The organism is Pseudomonas sp. EA_35y_Pfl2_R5 (assembly GCF_963970805.1).
GTDB lineage: Bacteria > Pseudomonadota > Gammaproteobacteria > Pseudomonadales > Pseudomonadaceae > Aquipseudomonas.
The window spans coordinates 508,676-526,417 of sequence record NZ_CAXAOW010000002.1 but is presented as its reverse complement, the minus strand read 5'-3'; the positions used below and the strand labels follow the sequence as shown (position 1 = coordinate 526,417).

11 protein-coding genes are annotated in these 17,742 nt (G+C 61.5%); 9 read left to right on the top strand and 2 right to left on the bottom strand.

Features of this window, described 5'->3' with window-relative positions:
• Positions 1-96 precede the first annotated feature (96 nt).
• From AACX99_RS06345 to recJ, 7 genes are all read left to right on the top strand, one after another.
• Complete coding sequence (locus AACX99_RS06345) at positions 97-5,352, top strand: DNA repair ATPase (protein WP_339410346.1); 5,256 nt, start codon at positions 97-99, stop codon at positions 5,350-5,352.
• A complete protein-coding gene (locus AACX99_RS06340; RefSeq protein WP_339410345.1) occupies positions 5,349-5,915 on the top strand; it encodes a rhomboid family intramembrane serine protease in 567 nt (188 codons plus the stop codon). The genes AACX99_RS06345 and AACX99_RS06340 overlap by 4 nt, the downstream gene beginning before the upstream one ends.
• Positions 5,916-6,605: a phospholipase D-like domain-containing protein gene (locus AACX99_RS06335; protein ID WP_339410344.1), complete on the top strand. Its 690-nt coding sequence runs from the start codon at positions 5,916-5,918 to the stop codon at positions 6,603-6,605.
• Entirely contained in the window at positions 6,602-9,322 is a 2,721-nt protein-coding gene (locus tag AACX99_RS06330; protein WP_339410343.1) for a DEAD/DEAH box helicase, read from the top strand. Before AACX99_RS06335 ends, AACX99_RS06330 begins: the two co-directional genes overlap by 4 nt.
• Before the next feature lie 70 nt (positions 9,323-9,392).
• On the top strand, positions 9,393-10,835 hold the full coding sequence (gene gtfA / locus AACX99_RS06325; protein WP_339410341.1) for a sucrose phosphorylase: 1,443 nt from the start codon (positions 9,393-9,395) through the stop codon (positions 10,833-10,835).
• Positions 10,836-10,909: 74 nt separating this feature from the next.
• Positions 10,910-11,449 (top strand): YaeQ family protein, encoded by a 540-nt coding sequence (locus tag AACX99_RS06320; RefSeq protein ID WP_339410339.1) that lies wholly within the window; start codon positions 10,910-10,912, stop codon positions 11,447-11,449.
• 134 nt (positions 11,450-11,583) lie between these two features.
• On the top strand, positions 11,584-13,296 hold the full coding sequence (gene recJ / locus AACX99_RS06315) for a single-stranded-DNA-specific exonuclease RecJ (protein WP_339410338.1): 1,713 nt from the start codon (positions 11,584-11,586) through the stop codon (positions 13,294-13,296).
• Between the two features lie 5 nt (positions 13,297-13,301).
• On the opposite strand, the gene AACX99_RS06310 is transcribed toward recJ, so the two are convergent.
• A complete protein-coding gene (locus AACX99_RS06310) occupies positions 13,302-13,961 on the bottom strand; it encodes a transglutaminase-like cysteine peptidase (RefSeq protein ID WP_339410336.1) in 660 nt (219 codons plus the stop codon).
• Between the two features lie 361 nt (positions 13,962-14,322).
• Between AACX99_RS06310 and AACX99_RS06305 the strand changes: the two genes are divergently transcribed.
• Positions 14,323-15,072, top strand: coding sequence for a tellurite resistance TerB family protein (locus tag AACX99_RS06305; protein WP_339410335.1), 750 nt, complete (start codon positions 14,323-14,325; stop codon positions 15,070-15,072).
• 92 nt (positions 15,073-15,164) lie between these two features.
• The gene (locus AACX99_RS06300) at positions 15,165-15,959 is read left to right on the top strand and encodes a hypothetical protein (protein ID WP_339410334.1); all 795 of its coding nucleotides are present in this window, start codon (positions 15,165-15,167) and stop codon (positions 15,957-15,959) included.
• 3 nt (positions 15,960-15,962) lie between these two features.
• On the opposite strand, the gene AACX99_RS06295 is transcribed toward AACX99_RS06300, so the two are convergent.
• Positions 15,963-17,600: a diguanylate cyclase domain-containing protein gene (locus tag AACX99_RS06295; protein WP_339410333.1), complete on the bottom strand. Its 1,638-nt coding sequence runs from the start codon at positions 17,598-17,600 to the stop codon at positions 15,963-15,965.
• Positions 17,601-17,742: the final 142 nt, after the last annotated feature.

Below are 17,742 nucleotides of genomic sequence, written 5' to 3'. Positions count from 1 at the left end.
CTTTTACCCTTTGGCCGGTTGCCGCCGGCCCTCGTCCCAGTCCCCGCCGCGCGGGGGCGTCTTGCTTACAGACAGCGCAGATTCAGGAAGACCACGATGTCGGATGCTCCAGCCGTAGCCCAGCCACAGGACGTATTGGACAAGGCCGTCGCCGAAGGCGGTGCCTATGAGGTGCTGCACAAGCGCCTGCTGGAGCAGGGCCTACGCCTGCGCCAGACCACTGAGGCGCTGAACGCTCAACGCTTGCAGGAGTTCGGCAGCAGCCAGATGGAGGTGATCGGCCGAGTCCGTATCCGCACCGAGAACAACTGCACGGCGCGCGATATCGTCCAGGTCGGCGACAATCTGCTGTTCGGCTACAACGTGTTCCTCGGCCTGAAAAAGGAAACCCGGGTCGAGGACGTGTTCTCCCTGTATCGCCTGAGCGAGCAGGACGAAGGCTATGAGGCCGAAAGTGTGGCGCTGGCCGACAGCTTTCTTGGCCAGAGCAGCTTCGTCAACGACTTCAATGAGCTCTATACCTACTACAAGAACACCCGCTTGCTGCAATTGCTGGTACGCGATGGCAAGTTGCTGGCCAGCTTTCAGATTGGCGAGCGCGTTACCGATGTGCGCGTGTTTCGCTGGTCGATCTCCCTCGACGGCAAAGAGGTTCGCTATATCGACAACCGCGGCGAGCGCGACATAGCGCTGCCGGCGCCCTTCGACTTCGAATGGCAAAAGACTTCCCGCGAGATGGTGATCAACGGCCGCCATCCGCATATGAATATTCTCGACACCATCTTCGTCGAGACCATCGGTGGCGACCTCACGGTCAAGGTTGAGAACAACACCGAAGACGGACAGGGCATCTACCGCGAAGCAGTGGTCGACAAGACCCAGTCGCTGGACGATGCGCAGATCGAGTACGCCAAGCTCGGCAGCCTGATCCTGCTGAAAGTCCTGCCGTACCGCGAAGAGCAGTGGCGCTACCTGGTGTTCAACAGTCTGACGCAGAAGGTCGAGCGCATCGACGCCATCGGCCTGGCCTGTGTGCAGCTGCCGGAAGACCACGGCATCATCTTCCCGGGTGGCTATTACCTGCAGAACGGCGAATCCAAGGCGTTCGAGCAACCCATGGGCGGCATGCGCTTCAAGCGCGCGGTGCGTTCGCCCAATGGCGAGGACGTGCAGTACATCTTCTACCACCCGGAAGAAGGCCGCTCGGCGCTGTTCACCTACAACATGATCAATCGCCAGCTGCACAACCCGATCTTTGGCCACGGCTACGCGCGCCTGGAAGACGGGCGCATGGTGATCTTCGCCGCGGAAGGCAGCGAACCGACCCGTATTCACCCGATGCAGATCTGGCAGACGCCGTTCTGCAGCGACGATTTCGCCGCCCGCCAACCGGTGCGCAGCGGCTTCTTCGGGCGTATCGGCAATCCCGAGCTGGTTCGCGGCGTCTCCGACCTGCTGGGCCTCAGCCGCGAGATTGAGAGCCCGGAAGTTTCGGTGTCACGCTACACCCAGCTGTGTCAGAACACCCGACGTCTGTTCGACGTTTACCACTGGCTGGGCGATGCCCAGTGCCAGGGCATGGCACCGCTGCTGCGCGAAATCGCCGCCACGGGCGAGCTGGTGCTCGACGAGTTCGAGAAGGTCGAGAGCATTCGTCAGCAATCGGCGCGCGCCATGGCCGAGGCCGAAACCCGGCAACAAACGTTGCTCTCTGGCTTGCTGATCGACAGTTGGGACGAGGTGCAGCACTTCGTCGACGCGCTCAATGGCATCAATGCCCAGCGCGGCCAACTGCTGACCATCCGCGACTACCGCTATATCGACGTGGCACGTATCGATGCCATGGAAAGTGATTTGCTGGCGGCCCAGGAGCAGGTCGCAACTGCGACCTCGGCGTTCCTCGCCAGTAAGGCGGCGCTGGAGCCTTATGTGCAGCAGCTGGCTCAGCTCGACGCCCAGGCGCAGAAGGCCGAAAGCGTCAGCCAACTGAATGAGCCGCTGGTGGCGTTGCAGGCCATGGCCGGCAACCTGGATATGCTGTCCAGCCTGATGGCCTCGTTGCCGATCGACGACGCCACCCAGCGTACTGAGATCGTCGAGTCGATTTCCGAAGTCTACGCCCGTCTCAACCAGGCCAAGGCCCGCGCCGAACAACGGCGCAAAGGCCTGGGTTCGGCGGAGACGGTGGCGCAGTTCGGCGCCCAGTTCAAACTGTTCAGCCAGGGCATCACCAACGCCCTGGCTATGGCCCAGGACCCTGAACGCTGCGACGAACAACTGTCGCGCCTGTTGGTACAGCTGGAAGAGCTGGAGAGCCAGTTCGGCGATCAGGAGCAGTTCCTCGGCGATATCCTGGCCAAGCGCGAAGAGCTGCTGGAAACCTTCGAAGCGCACAAGCAGGCGCTGCTCGACGAGCGTCAGCGCAAGGCCCAGGGTCTGCTCGATGCCGCCCGGCGGATCTTGGAAAGCCTCGGTCGGCGCACCGCGCGCCTGACCCAGCCCGACGAGCTGAACGCCTTCTTCGCTTCTGACCCGTTGATTCTCAAGCTGCGCGAACTGGCCGAGCGCCTGCGCGAGCTGAAGGACAGCGTCAAGGCCGAGGATGTCGAATCACGCCTCAAGGCCGCTCGCGACCAGGCGGTGCGCAGCCTGCGCGACAAGAGTGAGCTGTTCGAGGAGGGCGGCAATGTCATCAAGCTCGGCCCGCGCCACCGCTTCAGCGTCAACACCCAGGAGCTGGACCTGACCCTGATGCCGCGCGGCGATCAGCTCTACCTACACCTGACCGGCACCGAGTTCCTCGAGCCGCTGCAAAACGCCGAGTTGGAAGCCCTACGCGATTATTGGCAGGTGGCCCTGGAGTCCGAGTCCGCCACGCTTTATCGCGCCGAATACCTGGCCGGCGAAGTGCTGGCCGCTGCCGACGCCGGTCGCGATGGTCTCAGCCTGGACCTGCTCAAACAGCAACTGGCGCAACCGGAAGCGCTGATCAAGAGCATCCGCGACTTCGCTGCGCCGCGTTACAAGGAAGGTTACGAGAAGGGCATCCACGACCACGATGCGGCGCTGATTCTTGCCCAGTTACTGCCGCTGCGCGACAGCGCCGGGCTGCTCAGCTACGGCGCCTTGCCCCGTGGTTTCGCCAGCTTTTTCTGGGGCCAGGCGCAGCTTCGTGACGATGCCAAACAATGGCCGCAGCGCGCGCGCAGCGCCCGGCATATCCAGCAGTTGTTCGGCCAACGCGACAGCCTGTTGCAATTGCAGGCGGAAATCGCCGAAGCCATGGCCGGCTATATCGCCGAGCAGGGCATGAGCCTGACCCTGGCGACATTGGCCGAAGCCGCCGAATACCTGGTGCAGGAACTGGCCGCCGAGCGTATCGAGTTCGTTTTCAGCAAATACGCTCGCGAACTGCTGGTCGGTCTGCAGACGCGCTTGCAGACCGCGCATGCTTGGGATCTCTACCAGCAAACCCTGCAGAGCCTGCAAAAGCGCCCGGCGGCCCAGTGGACCCTAGTCGAGAACTGGCTGCGTGGCCTCTGCGCGGCAGACGAATTCGCCGCGCTCAGTGCCTGTGTGCCCGAAGCCGTGGCCTTGAGCCTGCTTGCCGAAGATCTGCCCAAACGCATCACCGAGGTGGACCTGCGTTTCACCGCCAAAGACTTGATGGGCGAACACCCACGCATCGGCGAGCGGCAACTGGTACTGGCGGTGGATGATTTCTTCGCCCGCCTGCGCGTGCACCGCGAGCAGTTTCTGCCCGGTTTGCAGCGCTACCAAGCGCTGCGCCAGGAAGTGGTGGCGCGCGAGCGTGAGGCGCTGCGCCTCGACGAGTTCAAGCCCAAGCCGCTCAGCTCCTTTGTGCGTAACAAGCTGATCAACGATGTGTATCTCGGGGTGATCGGCGACAACCTGGCCAAACAGATGGGCACCGCCGGGGAGAACCGCCGTTCGGATCTGTCCGGTCTGCTGATGCTGATTTCGCCGCCGGGTTACGGCAAAACCACCTTGATGGAGTACGTTGCCCACCGCCTGGGGCTGATCTTTATGAAGATCAACGGTCCGGCCTTGGGTCATGAGGTGCGCTCTCTGGACCCGGCCCAGGCGCCGGATGCCACTTCACGCCAGGAGCTGGAAAAACTCAACCTGGCGCTGGAGATGGGCAACAACGTGATGCTCTATCTCGACGATATCCAGCACACTCACCCGGAATTTCTGCAGAAATTCATCTCGCTGTGCGACGGCACGCGGCGTATTGAAGGCGTGTGGAAGGGCCGCACCCGTACCTACGATATGCGCGGGCGCAAGTTCTGCGTGATCATGTCGGGCAACCCCTATACCGAGTCCGGTGACGTGTTCAAGATCCCGGATATGCTGGCCAATCGCGCTGACATCTATAACCTCGGCGACACCCTGGGCGGCATGCAGGAAGCCTTCGCCCTGAGCTACATCGAAAACGGCCTGACCTCCAACCCGGTACTGGCGCCGCTGGCCACCCGCGACATGGCCGATGTCTATCGCTTCGTCGCCAAGGCCGAAGGCAAGCCGTTCTCCAGCAACGAGCTTTCTCACAGCTACAGCGGCGCCGAGGTCAACGAAATCGTCACCACCCTGCAGCGCCTGATGCAGGTGCGCGATGTGGTCGGCCGGGTCAACCAGCAGTACATCGCCAGCGCCGCCCAGGCCGATCAGTACCGCAGCGAGCCGCCGTTCAAGTTGCAGGGCAGCTACCGCAACATGAACAAGATGGCGGAGAAGATCAGTTCGGTGATGAACGATACTGAGGTGCTGCAACTGATCGCCGATCACTACCAGGGCGAATCCCAACTGCTTACCACCGGCGCCGAGGAAAACCTGCTCAAGCTCGCCGAACTGCGCGGCAACATGACCGCCGAACAAGCCGAGCGCTGGACGCAGATCAAACGCGACTTTATGCGCAACAAAGCCATGGGCGGCAGCGATACCGATGTCGGTGGCCGGGTAGTGGCGCAGCTTAACGATCTGGTCGAGGGTGTGCGCGGCCTGGCCAAGCTGGCGCCCGGCGAGCAAGCCGCAGCGCCGACTATTCCCTGGGCTGAACTGCTCGCCGGCCTGGATAACCTGGGCAAGCTGCGCCCGCAGGTCGAGGTGGTTACGCCGCCGCAACCGGCGGTGCAGAAAGTGTTGGAAGGCCTGGCCGACAGCCTGCAGAACAGCTTCCTGCCGCTGGTCAAGGCGATGGACAAGAAGATCGATATCGACCTGCGCACCCACAACCGCATGCTGGAAATTTCCACCCAGCTGCGCGACCTCGGCGAGCAGTTGGGCCATGAGCAGCGCCTGGGCGGCGACAGCGACAGCGAAACGCCATGAAGGCCGGGCTGGTGCCACGCGTGCAGCTGTTGCTGGGCATCGCCGCACTGATGCTGGCGGTGCAACTGGTCAACAGCCTGAGTGGTTACAGCCTGAATATCTGGGGTGTGATACCTCGGCGAATGGAGTCATTGCCGGGTATTGTTTTTGCGCCCTGGCTGCACGGCAGTTGGATGCATCTGTTGAGTAACCTCAGCGGCCTGTTGGTGTTGGGGCTGCTGGCCCTGCTCGAATCAAGGCGTGATTTTATTCAGGCCAGCCTGTTTATCATCCTCGGCAGTGGATTGTTGGTCTGGCTGTTCGGCCGCGAGGGTATTCATGTCGGCGCCAGCGGCTGGTTGTTTGGCTTGTGGGCATTGCTGCTGGCGCGGGCTTGGTTTCGCAGCAGCTGGCTCGACCTGCTGCTGGCGGTACTGGTGTTCTTTCTGCATGGCGGCTGGGTCTTCGGTTTGCTGCCGCAGCAGGGCGTCTCATTTGAGTATCATCTGGCCGGCGCATTATGCGGTGGGCTCTATGCAGCTTGGCGCTATTCCCCGCGCTTGCACCGCAAACAAGGAGCTTAAGTGGATTTCAACCGTCTCGATCAACAGTTGCGCGACAGCCTGGCCGATCTACGTTTGAGCAACGAGGAGCGCGACGAACTGCGTCAGCTCGGCAGCGAATTGAGCCCCGATCAGGTGCGCTATATGCGCAACCGCGCCTTTGCCCTGGTGCGCGAACTGATCCGCGAGCCGCAGAACGCCGAGCCGGCGCTGAAGTGGCTGGAACAGGTGATCAAGACCCTGGATGCCAATGTCGTACCGACGCGCAATATCGCCAGCGCCCATTTCAGCCCTGGCGAGGAGTGCCGGCGGAAGATTCGCGAACTGTGCCGCCAGGCGCGCAAAAGTGTGGATATCTGCGTCTATACCATCTCCGACGACCCGCTTAGCGAAGAAATCCTCGCCTGCCATCAGCGCGGCCTGACCGTGCGGGTGATCAGTGATAACGAAAAACAGTTCGACGCCGGCAGCGACGTGCAATGGCTGCGCGAAAAGGGCGTGCCTCTGCGCATTGATTCCGGCCCGTTCCATATGCACCACAAGTTCGCCCTGTTCGACGGCCAGCTGCTGCTTAATGGCAGCTTCAATTGGACCCGCAGTGCCAGTACCAGCAATGAAGAGAACTTCATGGTGGTCGACCATCCCCAGTTGCTGGCTGCTTACACCCGCGAATTTGAAGTGTTGTGGGCCCGTTATGCGAACAATGCATGAGTGAAGCGTCTGCTGATCAGGTACGGCAACGCATCGGCTTTTACCGCAGCTGCTACCTGGCCGACAGCCGTGATCTGGATCTGGACAACCTTGGCAAGTTGCCGGCTGATCGCTGGGCTTGGCTGGAGGGCGGCGAGGAGCTGGCCAGCGGGGGCTTGCCGCTATTGCCGCTGTCGTCTGAGCTCGGTGCAGCGCTAGATGCCCAGCAGCGCCTGTATCAGCGTGAGTTGCAGTTGGTCTATGGGGTGTTGCCCGTTTGCGGCCGGTTGACCCTGGCTGATGCCCCTACCGTCAATCTGTGCGGCCCGCTGGTGTATTACGAGGCGCGCTTGCAACCCGCTGCGGACGGGCAAAGTTATTTCCTCGCCATCGACCTGCAGCAGCCCCAGGCCAACTGGCGCCTGCTGCGTAGCCTGGTTGAGGCGGGACGGCCGCTGGATGATTTTCCACTGCCTGGCGCTGCCATCGACACCCTGGCTTTGGGTGAGTTGTTGGCCTGGGTCGAAAACGCTACGCAGGTGGCCAGCGTAGAAATGGCCGCCGGGTTTCCCGCGCTGGCGCCGGCAGCCGATCTGAGCAAAGCGCAACGCCGCCAGAGCTTGTCGCTGCAGGCCGGTGCGGCTGTAGCTCTGGTGCCGCGAGGCATGGGTAGCCGTGGTATCGCCCATGAACTTCAAGCCCTGCAAAGTGCAGAGCAACTGTCGCCGCCACTGCGGCAATTGCTAGGCGATGCCTCTGCCTTGCAAGAGACCACGTTGCCCAGTACCCCGCAGGCCTTGCCCGCACTGCTCAGTGCTGCTCAATGTCAGGCACTGGGTAACGCGGCGCGCTTCGAGCTGAGCCAGATTTCTGGCCCCCCCGGCACTGGTAAAAGCTATACCTTGGCGGCGCTGGCTCTAGACCGCTACCTGCAAGGCGAAAGCGTGTTGTTGGTCAGCCGCAGTGAGCAGGCGGTACGGGTAATGGCCGACAAGCTGCGCAACGATTTCGGCCTTGAGGATGCGGTGCTCGAGGGCGACGGTCAGAGCATGCTCAAAACCTTGCGTGAGCGGCTGGCGCGGCTGCTGCAAGGCGAGTTGGCAGTGCCCGAAGCCGGCGTGGAGAAGCGTTTGTATCAGGAGCTGCAGCGGCTGTTGAGGCAAGAGCGATCACTGGCCGGGCGCTTTCGTCGTCGTGGCGCGCGGGCCGAGCGTTGGAGCCATCTGTTGTTGCGCGCCGAGCGTGGCACGTTGCCGTTCTGGCGGCGTTGGTTGCAGTTGCCGCTGGCGCGCTACCGGGTGCGCAACAGTGCCAGGCCATGGGGGTTGCTGGATGAGCTGCGTGAGTGTCAGCAACGCCGAGAACGTTTAAGCCGTGAGTACATCAATGTGCGCCGCCGGAGTCGCTTGCAGCGGTTACTGAGCCGCGATCGAGACACCCTGGTGCGCTACAACCAGGCCATTCGCGCGCGCAACTCACAGCGCCAATTGGCATTATTCGAGGACATTGACCCACAACGCTTACTGGCGGCTTTCCCGATCTGGGTGGTCAGCCTGGATGAACTGCATCGTTTGCTGCCGCTACGGGCTGGTCTGTTTGATGTGCTGGTGATGGATGAGGCCACCCAGTGCGACATCGCCTCGGCATTGCCCGCATTGCAGCGCTGCCGGCGCGCGGTGGTTGCTGGTGATGCGCGGCAGTTGCGGCATATCTCCTTTCTGTCGCGGGCCCGTGAGACGCTGTTACTGGAACGTGCCGGGCTGCCCGCCGAAGACCGTGACGCCTGGAGTTACCGTGATAACAGCGTGCTTGATCTGGTCGGTCTGCGCTTGTCCCGGCAGGAAGCGGTGATCTTCCTCGACGAGCATTTCCGCAGCCGCCCAGCGCTGATCCGCTTTAGCAACGAACACTTCTACGAGCAGCGCCTCAAGGTGATGAAGGAACGGCCGGGTCAGGAGGCGTGCGACAGCCTGCAGCTGGAGCGGCTGGCAGGCAGCCGTGGACGCAATGGTGTCAATGCCGCGGAGGTGGAGCGGGTATTGGCGCTGGTTCGCGAACATGTCACGCGCTACGCCAGCAGCGTGCTTAAACCGAGTATTGGCGTGCTATCGCCTTTTCGCGATCAAGTCGAGGCGATTCGTCAGCGTATTGGCGCCGATATGTCGCTGGAGCAGTTGCGCGACTTTCGCCTGCTGGTGGCCACGCCTTACGGCTTTCAGGGTGAAGAGCGTGATCTGATGATCATCAGCTTTGCACTGCACGACGCCCGCTCCCAAGCGGCTAATTATCTCAACCGTGCAGACATGTTCAATGTGGCCATCACCCGTGCCCGTGAGCGCCAGGTGCTGCTGTTCAGTGGTAACGAGCGCGACCTGGCGGCCGGGCACCTGTTGCGCCGCTATCTGGAGCGCAGCGAACAGGTGTGGCAGCAGTTGGACGCGCCTTCGCCCGTTCTTGATGCGTTTACCCAGGCGGTGTGTCAGGCGCTGCAGGAGCTGGGTGTGCGTACGTGGGTGGGGCATCCGCTGGCCGGGCAACGTCTGGATATATATTGCCAGCGCGGCGAGCGCTGCCTGGCCATCGACCTGATTGGCTATCCCGGTGAGAGCGAGGCTTTCCTTGAGCTAGAGCGCTATTTGGTGCTGGCTCGCGCAGGATTGGAGGCCGTGCCGCTGAGCTACGCGCTCTGGCAATTGGAGCCGCAAGCTGCTTTGACGGCGCTGTTGCAACGCCTTTAGCTTGACGTGTGCGCTCAGCCTGCTTTAACGGACGGTAGGGTTTTTCGCTCGTTGTTTGAGGAGGGAACGCATGGCGTTGCGCAATACGGTGCAACTGATTACCTATCCGGACCGTTTGGGTGGTGATCTCGCCGGGCTTTATCAATTGCTCGACAAACACTTGGCCGATGCGGTTGGCGGTGTGCACATTCTGCCGCTGTACCCGTCCAATGCAGACGGTGGTTTTTCGCCGCTGACTCACATGGAGGTCGATCCGCGTTATGGCGACTGGGCCGATGTCGAGCGGATTTCCGCACGCTTCGATCTGTGTGTTGATCTGGTCATCAGCCATATCGCCGACGAATCGCCGGAGTTCCTCGACTTTGTCGCCAAAGGACAGGGCTCCGCCCACGCCGAGCTGTTCGTACAGGTGGACAAACTCGGCGAGATTGGCCTGGAAGACCTGGCCAAGATTCATATCCGCAAGGAGAAAGAGCCGTTTCGCGACGTACTCTTGGCGAATGGCGAGACCTGTCGGGTGTGGTGCACCTTCACCGAGCGGCAGATAGACCTTAATTACGAGTCGCCGCTGACCTATCAGTTGATGGAGCGTTATCTGGCGTTTCTTGCTGCGCGCGGGGTCAAGCTGTTTCGCCTGGATGCCTTCGGCTACACCACCAAACGTATTGGCAGCAGCTGTTTTTTAGTCGAGCCGGACGTTTATCGCATCCTCGACTGGTTTCGCGAGACGGGTGAGAAGTACGGCACCGAAATGCTCCCCGAAGTGCACGACCACATCAGCTACCAGTACGCCATCTCGCGCCGGCACATGCGGCCTTATGCCTTCGCCTTGCCGCCGCTGGTTCTGCACGCCTTTCTCAGTGGCAACAGTCGCTACCTCAAGCAGTGGCTGCGCATGTGTCCGCGCAACCAGGTGACGGTGCTGGATACCCATGACGGCATCTGCATCCCTGACGTTGAGAGCATGCTGCCGGAGACAGAAATTCGCTTTCTTATCGATGAGGTTTCAGCCCGCAGCGCCGATCCGATCATGCGCCGTTCTGCGGTCAGCGTGCATAGCGTAGGGGCCATCTACCAATTGACCTGTACCTTCTTCGAGGCGCTGATGCGTAACGAAGATGCCTATATCGCCGCACGGGCCATTCAGTTTTTTACACCCGGTATTCCTCAGGTCTATTACGTAGGCTTGCTGGCCGGCTGCAACGACTTTGAACTGTGTGAGGCGAGTGGCGAGGCGCGTGACGTTAACCGCCACTATTACAGCGTGGAGGAGGCCGAACAGGCGTTGCAACAACCGCTGGTGCAGCGGTTGTTGGCGTTGATGCGGTTACGCAACAGCCACCCTGCGTTTGCTGGGCGCTTTGAGCTGAAGCAATCCAGTGACGGCAGCGTGGCCATTGCCTGGCGGCATGGCGAGCACTACTGCCAGTTGTATGTTGACTTGAGCACGTGCCAGGCAATCATCGACTACCGCGACCCCGAGAGCGGTGACGAACAGCAAATGCGTTGTTGAGTGAGCTGATCGGTTCGGTGGGTCACGTTTCGGGTTAGACTTGCGCTCTTTCGCCCAGTCAAGAAGCCCCGTCCATGGCCCTGCCGTCTACGACCTACAAAATCGAGCTGAACCTTACCGACATGGACCGCAGCGTCTATGAAAACCTGCGTTTCACCGTGGCCCGCCACCCTTCGGAGACCGAAGAGCGCCTGGCTGCGCGGCTGATTGGCTATGCCTTGTTCTATCACGAGCACCTGGCGTTCGGCCGCGGCCTGTCGGATGTAGACGAGCCTGCGCTGTGGGAGAAGAGCCTGGATGACCGTGTGCTGCACTGGATCGAAGTCGGTCAGCCGGACAGCGACCGCATCACCTGGTGCTCTCGGCGTACCGAGAAATTCAGCCTGGTGGCCTACGGCAACCTGCGCGTATGGCAGACCAAAGCGCTCGACCCGGTGCGCAGCCTGAAAAATATCAATGTGGTGGCGCTGGATCAGGAGGCGTTGGCGAGCCTGGCGTTGGACATGCCGCGTTCACTGAACTGGAGCGTGATGATCAGTGACGGTGAGCTGTTTGTGACCGATGAGCGCGGTCAGCATGAGTTGCCGATTGAGTGGCTGGCTGGCGAACGCTAAGGCTTAGCTTGGTAGGGTGGGTGAACGCAGCGCCCCCCATCCACTACCGACCATACGATGGGTATCGCAGGCTCAACCTACGCGCCCGCCCCATCCTACGTTTCGCCCCGTCATGATGTTGAGAACCCCGCCCTATGCGTATCGAGTCCCGCCCGCTACCTGCCACTCTGCCTGATCTGGGCGCTCTGCCGCCGTTGCTGACCCGCTTGTATGCCGCTCGCGGCGTGCAATCGGCTGCCGAGCTGGACAAGGGCTTGGCGCGGCTGATTCCGTATCAGCAGCTCAAGGGCATGGGCGCGGCAGTCGAGCTGCTGGTGCAGGGGCTGCAGCAAGGTCAACGCATGTTGATCGTCGGCGACTTCGATGCCGATGGTGCCACCGCCAGTACGGTGGGGGTGCTCGGGTTGCGCATGCTCGGCGCGGCGCATGTCGATTATCTGGTGCCCAATCGTTTCGAATACGGCTACGGCCTGACCCCGGAAATCGTCGCGGTGGCGCTGGAGCGCGAGCCGCAGCTGCTGATTACCGTGGATAACGGTATTTCCAGCGTCGAAGGCGTGGCCGCAGCCAAGGCTGCGGGGCTGACCGTGCTGGTCACCGATCACCACTTGCCGGGGGCTGAGTTGCCGGCAGCGGATGCCATCGTCAATCCCAATCAGCCAGGCTGTGAGTTCCCCAGCAAGGCGTTGGCGGGGGTTGGCGTGATGTTCTATGTGCTGCTGGCCCTGCGCGCACGGCTGCGGGAGATGGGATGGTTCACTGTGCAGCGCCTGGAACCTAACCTCGGTGAGCTGCTTGATCTGGTGGCCCTGGGCAGCGTCGCCGACGTGGTGCCACTGGATGCCAATAACCGCATTCTGGTGCATCAGGGCCTGGCGCGGATTCGCGCTGGGCGGGCGCGGCCGGGGTTGCGCGCAATTCTCGAAGTGGCGGGGCGTGATCATCGGCGCATCACCTCCACCGACCTGGGTTTTATCCTGGGTCCACGACTGAATGCGGCGGGGCGCCTGGACGACATGGCGTTGGGCATCGAATGCCTGCTCTGTGAAGACGAGGCTCTGGCCCGCGATATGGCGGTGCAGCTCGATCAGCTTAATCAGGACCGGAAGGCCATCGAGCAGGGTATGCAGCGCGAGGCGCTGGCTCAGCTCAAGGACCTGCCGCTGGAAGATATGCCCTTTGGTCTGTGCCTGTTCGAGGCGGATTGGCACCAGGGGGTGATCGGCATCCTCGCCTCGCGGATGAAGGAGCGTTATCACCGCCCAACCATCGCCTTCGCCGATGCCGGCGATGGCGTGCTGAAAGGCTCGGCGCGTTCGGTGCCGGGCTTTCATATCCGCGATGCCCTAGATGCGGTCGCCGCCAAACACCCAGCGTTGATCAGCAAGTTCGGTGGCCACGCAATGGCCGCTGGGCTGTCACTGCCGCAGGCGAATTTCGGTGCTTTTGCCGCCGCCTTCGATGCCGAAGTACGTCGCCAGCTGTGTGAGGACGATCTGACCGGGCGTTTGCTGTCCGACGGTGCTTTGTCCATCGAAGAGTTTCACCTGCCCTTGGCCAAAGAGCTGCGTAATGCCGGGCCCTGGGGCCAGCATTTTCCCGAGCCGCTGTTTCATGGCGTATTCCAGCTGGTGCAGCAGCGCGTGGTTGGCGAGCGCCATCTGAAGGTCGTGCTGAAGAGCGAGTGCGGCAGCGTGCAACTCGATGGCATCGCCTTTGGTGTGGACCGGGATACTTGGCCGAACCCGACTGTGCGTTGGGTCGAGCTGGCCTACAAACTGGACGTCAATGAGTACCGTGGGCAGGAAAGTGTGCAGCTGCTGATCGCCCATATCAGCCCGCGTTGATTGGGCTAGCCCTGCGGTGCGGAGGCGGCTGAGCCATCGGCCAGCGCGCGTTCGCTTAACTCATTCCAGCGCGCAAGAAACTGCGGCGGCTGGCTGACGCGCTGCGGTGACTTGGCCAGAAACACACCGTGATTATTGAAGGAATACACCGGCAACAGATCACCACGCTCACTGGCTGGGCGGATGCGCGGGTCAAGGTTGTCGAGAATCAGCGGTTGCTCACTGGCGCTGGGGTAATAGGCCAGCACCATATGCGCCTGATTCTGCTTGAGCGCCTTGACGAAGGTCAGGCGCAGCTTCTCACTCGGCACACCCATGCGCACCAGGCTGAAGTATTTGGCGATGGCGAAATCTTCGCAGTCGCCTTTGCCCAGACTGAGTGTCTGTGCCGGCGTGGCCCAATAGTCATCGATGCCCCAGGCCTGTTGGTCGCTGACAAAACTCACCGAACGGTTGATGAAGTGGTTGACCCGCTCCAACTGAGCGCGCTCGTCGTCGCGAGTGGAGTTGTCGAGCAGGTTGACCCAGCTGGCCAGGCGCGTATCGCTGAGCGCCGTTGCTAGGGCACTCGGTGCATCAGCTACCAGTACTGGGCTGAATAGCCAGCAACTGGCGAGCAGGCTGCGCAGGCGGCGGTGAGCGGGGCGATTGGCGCGTGGTGGCATGGCGCGAAGTCTCCGGCGTCGGCTCTTGATAGCCTTTTGCCGTTGCGAGGTGTGTGTGCCCGCCATCCTTGATGGGCACTCTACGGGCCGTCGCTGCGCGACGTCAAAATTGCTCCGGCAATTTTTTGTAGCGCCATCCTATCGGCGTCAAATATAGATCGACCATCGCCAAAGTGTGATGGTGACCACTATTTGACATATTGCTGCCCTGCAAGCGGCAGAAAGCCGACGAATAGCCGGTTTTTCTGGCTTTCACGTCAGTTGGCAATCTTTCGAAGCACTCTGGCGTTAGGTGGCGAGAAACCTCCGTCTCTAGAATTAGTCCGTGTGCTTGCACAACTATTTTTAGGGAGAGCGCTTGATGATTACCCGTGGCTTGCTTGATCAGTTGTTGAAATCCGGTCAGGACCTGATGCAGCAGAAATCCGCTGGCAGTCCCGCTGGTGGCTCGGCCGGTGGCCTAGGCGGCGCTCTGGGCGGGTTGCTTGGCGGTGCCGGCAAAGGTGGCCAGGGCGGTGATCTGGGCACTCTGCTCAAGGGGGCGGGCGGCGGCGCGCTGGCCGCCGGTGCGCTAGGCATGCTGCTGGGCAACAAGAGTGCGCGCAAGATGGGCGGCAAAGCGCTGACCTATGGTGGCCTGGCCGCGCTTGGTGTGGTTGCCTACAAGGCTTACAACAACTGGCAGGCGCAGCAGGCCAGTGCACCGCAAGGCGAGCCACAAACCCTGGATCGCTTGCCAGCACCGCAGGCCGAGATTCACAGCCAGGCTATTCTCAAGGCGTTGGTGGGTGCGGCCAAAGCCGATGGTCATGTCGATGCCCGCGAGCGGCAGTTGATCGAAGGCGAGTTGGTCAAGCTCACCAGCGACGCAGAATTGCAGCATTGGCTGCAGGCCGAATTGAACAAGCCGTTGGACCCCGCCGAAATCGCCCGCGCGGCCAGCACGCCGGAAATGGCGGCAGAAATGTATATCGCCAGCGTGCTGATGGTCGATGAAGAGCACTTTATGGAGCGCGCCTACTTAGAAGAACTGGCACGTCAGCTCAAGCTCGATCCGGCGCTAAAGGCCGAGCTTGAGGCCCAGGTGCGTCAGGAGTTGGTGGCCGGCTGAGACTGCGTAGCGGCTATCTGCCCAGGGTCCTGGCCGCTAACCGGCGGCCTCCCTATAATCGGCGCCTTTCCTTGCTATGGATGGATGCCCCGATGCGCCGCACCTACACCAATTGCCTGCTGAGCTTGGCGCTGATCGTATTCAGCGCGATAACCCAGGCCGCGCCTGATGTAGCCCTGACTCAGGTACAGCAAGCACAGGTGCAGGTGTTTCGTGCCAGTACCGATCTGTTTATCCATCGTGGTGAAGGCGGGCATGCCGAGCTGGCGACCAAAGTGCAGGCTGACCTGGGCAAATTGCGCGACAACATGGCGACCTTGCAGGCGCAGCCGCTGACCGATTCGGCGCGTTTGGCGATGGCGCAATTGCAGCCGCCCTTGGCAACCTATACTGCGCTAGTCGAGCAGACCCTGGCCTATAACCCCAGCGAGCCGGACCTTCCGTGGGAGTTCAACTTCCAGTACAGCAAGGCCATGCGCGAGTTGGTGGCGGCTGTGGAGGCACTTGAGCAGCAACTGCTGAAAGGCCTGGCGCAGCCATTGCCAGCGGCGGATATGCGTTTGCAGAGCCTGCCGGCAAAGGTGCAATACCTGGCGGCGCGCTACACCGCGCGGGCTTATGTCGGCGATATCGAGACCCTGCCTGAGCAACAGCAGCACTACCTGAATCAGGATATCGACGTGTTGGCCAAGCAGGTCGATGCTGAGCTGGCCAGCCTGGCGACGGAGTTGACCGGCGAGCAGCAACAGCGTTTGCAGCGGGCACAGACGCGCTGGAAGTTTATCTACTCACGCCTGGTTGGCTACAACGACAACCTGGTGCCGCTGGTGGTCGAGCGGCACGCAGCCGAGATGGCGGACCAGTTGCTGCGCCTGCGGGCTAAATAGGCCTCAGTGTTGATAGGCTGAGTGGAACACCGCGCAGTTTTTGCCGGCATGTTTCGCCCGGTACAGGGCCTGGTCGGCCAGTTCCAATGCTTCGGCCAGGTTGCTGCTGTCCAGCGGCCAGAGCGCGCCACCTATGCTGCAGCTGACCTTAACCTGGTACTCACCCAGGTCGACCGGCGCACTTAGCGCCTTCAGGGTGCGTTCGGCCACCAGTTGCGCCTGCGGCAGGGCTTCGCCGCTGGGCACTTGCAGCACCATCAGGAATTCATCGCCGCCCAGGCGTGCTACCAGGTCGCCATCACGCAGGCAGCTACGCAGACGTTGTGCCACCTCACGTAGCAGCTGATCGCCTGCCGCATGACCAAACTGGTCATTGATGGGTTTGAATCCGTCCAGATCCAGATAAAACAAGGCCAGGCAGTTATGGTTGGTCTGACTACGTTGTTGCGCGCGCGGCAGATAACTCTCCAGGGCGATGCGGTTGGGCAGGCCGGTGAGCGCGTCGTGGTGGGCGAGGTTCTTCATGGCGCCGAGGGCGTTTTGCTGGTGGGTCAGGCTTTCCACTAGGTGGCGAATCGAGTGGCTGAGAATCTCGATCTCTCGGGTGCTTTTCAGTTCGGGAATCACGCCAATTTCACCGGCGCTGAGGCGGTCCGCGGCCTCGGCAATTTGCCTGAGTGGGCGGGTAAAATATCCGGCGCCGAGCCAGCCGATCAGCGCAAAGGCAACAGCCAGGCCGCTGCCCCAGAAAAGTATATAGCGCGTTGTCTCACGCGCCGGGGCATAGGCTTCGTCCAGCGGCTGGCGGGCAATCACCGTCCAGCCGAGGCCTTTGTATTCCATATGGCCCTGGCTGCGAGCAATGCCTGTGAGGTATTGCTTGCCGTTAGACCATTCTTGAACAGCCCAGAGGTCGTTCTGCGTCTCCAGTTGCTGGAGGGCTGGCAGGTGCAAGCGCTGGCCGATCATGTCTTTGGGGGCGAGCAGTACGGTGCGATCCTGGCCGATGACAAAGAATTCGACATTACGGCGTTTCTGGATGGGCTCAAGAATGGCCATGCGTACTTCGTCTGCCCATGACCAGGACAAATGTGACGCCAGCACGCCGACCAAGCTGCCATCCGGGCCGAACACCGGCAGGCTGATGTCGACAAATTTCATCGCCTCACCCGTGGGGTTGGGCAGCAGCTTGGCCAGCAGTACGGCCTCATGTACATCGCCGATAAACACGCTTTTTTGCGCCTCAAGGTACACCGGGCGCTGGGCGATGCTGGCGCCTTCCAATACACGGTTGCTGGAAGCCAGTACCGTACCTTTGGCATCGGTAAAGCCGATCCAGGCAATGCTGGGGAATTCGCTTTGCAGGCGGTCAAGCAACCCGCGAATCTCGTCGATATCGTCCGGTTGACTGAGCGCCCGCAGATTTCCCAGGACTTGCAGCATGGCGGCGCGGCTTTGCATGTCGCGGTCCAGGCGGTCAACCATCATAAATGAGACCTCGGCAAGGTCCCGGCCGACTTCCTCGCGGATTCGCTGGCTGGCGTCCTGACCTATCAGGCTGCCGAGCATCCAGCTCAAGCCTGCGACCAATAAGGCGATTAGAAGCGCAAAACGGCTACGCAGGCTGTACGGTCTAGCCATGCTGAAGCAACTCCGTTGATCTCAGGCTGAGGCATCAAGCTGTTTCAGGAGCCTAGCCAAGAAGGCCCGCATGAATGTTTAGAAGTTTAGCTTAGCGACACTGAGGCACAGCGTCCCCTCACTAAGCATGCGCTCATACTTC